This window comes from Nocardia amamiensis NBRC 102102, assembly GCF_001612745.1.
Lineage (GTDB): Bacteria > Actinomycetota > Actinomycetes > Mycobacteriales > Mycobacteriaceae > Nocardia > Nocardia amamiensis.
On record NZ_BDBA01000355.1, the window covers coordinates 1 to 3,771 of the forward strand.

4 protein-coding genes and 1 pseudogene are annotated in these 3,771 nt (G+C 68.6%); 1 reads left to right on the top strand and 4 read right to left on the bottom strand.

Translation table 11 applies throughout. The annotated features are described in order from the left end of the window. A partial coding sequence (gene guaB / locus NA4_RS37510) for an IMP dehydrogenase (RefSeq protein ID WP_157129553.1) occupies nt 1-882 on the bottom strand: 882 nt, incomplete at its 3' end. Between the two features lie 225 nt (nt 883-1,107). On the opposite strand from guaB, the gene NA4_RS37515 reads away from it, so the two are divergent. Beyond that, entirely contained in the window at nt 1,108-1,521 is a 414-nt protein-coding gene (locus NA4_RS37515; RefSeq protein ID WP_011207424.1) for a DUF5319 domain-containing protein, read from the top strand. A 197-nt stretch (nt 1,522-1,718) separates the two neighbouring features. On the opposite strand, the gene NA4_RS39870 is transcribed toward NA4_RS37515, so the two are convergent. From NA4_RS39870 to NA4_RS37530, 3 genes and pseudogenes are all read right to left on the bottom strand, one after another. Continuing rightward, nucleotides 1,719-2,858, bottom strand: a complete 1,140-nt coding sequence (locus NA4_RS39870) for an anti-sigma-D factor RsdA (RefSeq protein WP_084497838.1) — start codon at nt 2,856-2,858, stop codon at nt 1,719-1,721. Then, nucleotides 2,851-3,429, bottom strand: coding sequence for a sigma-70 family RNA polymerase sigma factor (locus NA4_RS37525; RefSeq protein WP_067480869.1), 579 nt, complete (start codon nt 3,427-3,429; stop codon nt 2,851-2,853). Before NA4_RS37525 ends, NA4_RS39870 begins: the two co-directional genes overlap by 8 nt. 133 nt (nt 3,430-3,562) lie before the next feature. After that, nucleotides 3,563-3,771: pseudogene (locus tag NA4_RS37530) on the bottom strand (hypothetical protein); the annotation flags it as partial.

Sequence of the window (3,771 nt, forward strand, 5' to 3'; positions counted from 1 at the left end):
GACCACCTGGATCCGGTCGCCGACCTCGGCCTTGACCTTGGTCACCATCTGCAGCACCTGCGCCTGGTGGCCGTGCGCGGTGTCCACCACGAGCACGTCGACACCCGCGTCGGCGAGCGTCATGGCACGCGACCAGGCGTCCTCGCCGACGCCGACCGCGGCGCCGACCAGCAGGCGGCCGTCGCGGTCCTTGGTGGCATTCGGGTACTGATCGGTCTTGACGAAGTCCTTGACGGTGATGAGCCCGCGCAGCCGTCCGTTGCCGTCGACGATCGGGAGCTTCTCCACCTTGTGCCTGCGCAGCAGGCCCAGCGCGGCCTCGGCGGTCACGCCCTCCTGCGCGGTGATCAGCGGGGCCTTGGTCATCACGTCGGCGACCCGGCGGTCCTGGTCCACCTCGAAACGCATGTCGCGATTGGTGATGATGCCCACAAGCGCGCCGGTCTCGTCCACCACGGGAAGCCCGGAGATGCGGAACCTGGCGCACATCGCGTCGACCTCGGCCAGGGTGTCGGTCGGACGGCAGGTGACCGGGTCGGTGACCATGCCGGCCTCGGACCGCTTGACCGTCTCCACCTGGGCTGCCTGGTCGGCCGTCGAAAGGTTGCGGTGCAACACGCCCATGCCGCCGGCGCGGGCCATGGCGATGGCCATCCGCGCCTCGGTCACCGTGTCCATGGCCGAGCTGACCAGCGGGGTGCGCAGCCGGATCTCCCTGGTCAACAGGCTGGAAGTCGCCACGGAACTGGGGATGAGATCCGACGCGGCGGGCAGCAGCAGCACATCGTCGAACGTGAGGCCGAGCATGGCGATCTTGTTCGGATCGTCGCCACCCGTAGGAGGGCGGACTGCGATTCGTTCGCCCGATACGGGATTACTCATTCGGATCGACCCCTCCTGGACGTCGATAGCGACCGGCACCGGACGAACCGGCGTCGGGACGGCTGATGGGATGGACGGTGGCGTTCGGCGGCGGTGCTGTCGGACCCGCCGTAGCCTTGCTCCATGGTATCGGTCCGGTGAACTCGCCGACGAAGTGAGGCCACCACCGAAACTGGCGGGCCGCATCGCTGGCGCAGACGGGCCTGTTCTGCGTACCGTGGGGATGTGCGCGACCATCTACCACCTGGCTTGCCGCCGGATCCATTCGCCGGAGACCCCTCCGACCCGTCCGCCGCGCTCGATGCCATCGAGCCCGGCGAACCACTGGATCCCCACGAGCGCCTTGCGGTCGAGGAGGATCTCGCCGACCTCGCGGTGTACGAGGCACTGCTGGCCCACCGCGGTATCCGCGGACTCGTGGTCAGCTGCGAAGACTGCAGGCAGGACCACTACCACGACTGGGACATGTTGCGCGCCAACCTGCTGCAGCTGCTGGTCGACGGCACGGTCCGCCCGCACGAGCCCGCCTACGACCCGACGCCGGAGGCGTATGTCACGTGGGACTACTGCCGTGGCTACGCGGACGCCTCGATGAACGAGGCCTTCCACGGCGACGGGTTCGACGGATTCGACAGCTGAGAACGCACTCCCGCAGAGGGACGCGGCCCGTAGCAGGCTCGCGTACTCGACGCTTGCCACTGTGATTTTCGACGCACACGGTCACGGTGTCAGGCCTACGGCGCGTTGTCGGCAGACCGACGCGCCGACCGCCGGACAGACAGAAAGCCGACCGCCGGATGGCGATCGGTTCATGTCTTTCTCGAGGATTCTTCTGTTCAGCGACCGGGGGTGAACCCACCCGGGCTGATGGGGGTGCCGGGCACGATGACAGTCGGCGGCGTGTAGTTGCCCGGAGTCTGGGTCTGGACCCGCGTGGGAGGCTGCTGCGGCGCCGTCGGAGACCCCCCGGTATCACCCGTGGGTTCCGCGGTAGGCGGCCGCACGTCCGTGGTCGGCGCGGTCGGCGGCTGCTGGGCCGGCGTGGTGGGTTCCACGGGGGCCTGCGGCGGCGTGGTCGCCGCAGGCGGCGGGGTGGTCACCGGCGGGACGGTAGTCGGTGCGCCGCCGCCGTTCGGTGCGGTCGCGTCCGGCGATTGCGTCGGCCTGCCGGACTGCTCCGCCGGCTGCTGCAGGATCGTGCCAGGATCGCCGGTCGTGGGATTGGGCCGCGTGGTCGCGGTGTTGCCCAGGGTCGCGCGCGGGTCGGTGGTCTTCGGCGCCGTCGACTCGAGCTGATCGGCCAGATCGCCGTTCACCTTGCGCAGCTCCTCGAGCAGGCGCTGCCACTCGGTCATCAACTCGCCGCGCTTCTGCGGATCGCTGACCTGCTCGGCAGTCTCCCTGGCCCGCTCCAGACGCTCCTTGGCCTGCGTCGGGTTCTGCGCGACCAGCGCCGACGCCTGACTCAGGTCGTTGTCGGCCCGCTGCACCACGGTGGTCTGGGCCTGTTCACTGAACACGACCTCCTTGACCCGCCACAGCGGATCGCCCGGTTCAGCGTTGTACGAGAATGCCGTCATGCCCCCGATGACCAGGGCGAGCGCCGCCGCGGTGCCCATGATCGGGCGAAGCAGCCGTAACCGCCCACCCGCGTGCGCCCCGATGCGAGCCTGCCGCGCGCCGATCTCCTGGTTGACCGCGGCCACGATCGCATCCAGATCCGGCTCCGCGGGCATCGGCGCGGCGGTCAGCTCCGCGCGCCAATCCGCGAGCAGCGTCGCGAGCTGATACTCCTCGGCGCTGTCGGTGTGCACCGGACCATCGCTGGCGATGGCGTCGATCAGAGCATCGTCGCGGCGTACCGCGGCGATGTCGACCGGGCCGGTGTCACCGGACGCCTCGGCGTAGGGACCGCTGTTCCGCGATCCAAGCCGCGCCTTCCAGTCACCCCGACCGCGCTCGCCATCCCTAGCCATACATTTCACCTGCCCTCGCCACTTGTGACTTGAGTTTCGCGAGTGCCCTGTGTTGGGCGACCCGTATCGCACCCGCCGTACTGCCCACGGCGACTGCGGTTTCTTCCGCTGACAAACCCATCACCAAGCGCAGGATCAAGATCTCCCGATGCTTCTCAGGAAGCGTCGCGAGCAGACGGTTCATCTGCCTGCTCGTCTCGGATTCGAGAGCTCTCTGTTCCGGTCCCTGGTCGGTGGATATGACATCTGGTACTTCGGCCATCGCCTCCGCCTTGTTACGGGCGGCATTGCGATGCGCGTCGGCGACCTTGTGCGAAGCGATTCCGTACACGAAGGCCATGAAGGGCCTGCCCTGGTCTTGATACCTGGGCAAGGCGGTCATCACAGCCAGGCAAACCTCCTGCGCAACGTCGTCCGCGGAGAGCTGCCCACGCTCCGCGGCTCCGATCCGGGCGCGGCAGTAGCGCACTACCAGCGGACGGATCAAACCGAGTACCTGAGCTAAAGCGGATCTGTCGCCCTGCGCAGCGGCAGCGACGGCGAGGTCCAACTCTTCGCCCGTGTGCGTCATCGTCAGAGATATTCCTGGCGTTACAAGTGGCACGGTCCGGTGACGACCTGTGCTTCCACCGAAGGGGCGGAACGGATCTAACAATAGCGACCCGTCGGCGGGAACTTGGCAACACGGTCTTCTCCGTGATCGTCTACCAGCCACCGAGCGGCCGCAGCGCCCCGCCGCGGCGACCGACGATCGCGGCGCACTCGTCCGCTTCCGCCGCCGCGCCTTCGACCCCCAGTCCGGCACGCAGCATGGCGCAGGCCCACCGCAGCGGGAGCAGGTCGTGCGCACGACACTGCTCGGCCACTTCCTCGCTCAACGCGACCGATCGCTCGCGCGTGTCGCCCGCCGCGG

Bases quoted from the DNA above. Each gene is read 5' to 3' on its own strand.
- NA4_RS39870 (WP_084497838.1), bottom strand. From the start codon at position 2,858: ATGGCTAGGGATGGCGAGCGCGGTCGGGGTGACTGGAAGGCGCGGCTT.
- NA4_RS37525 (WP_067480869.1), bottom strand. From the start codon at position 3,429: ATGACGCACACGGGCGAAGAGTTGGACCTCGCCGTCGCTGCCGCTGCG.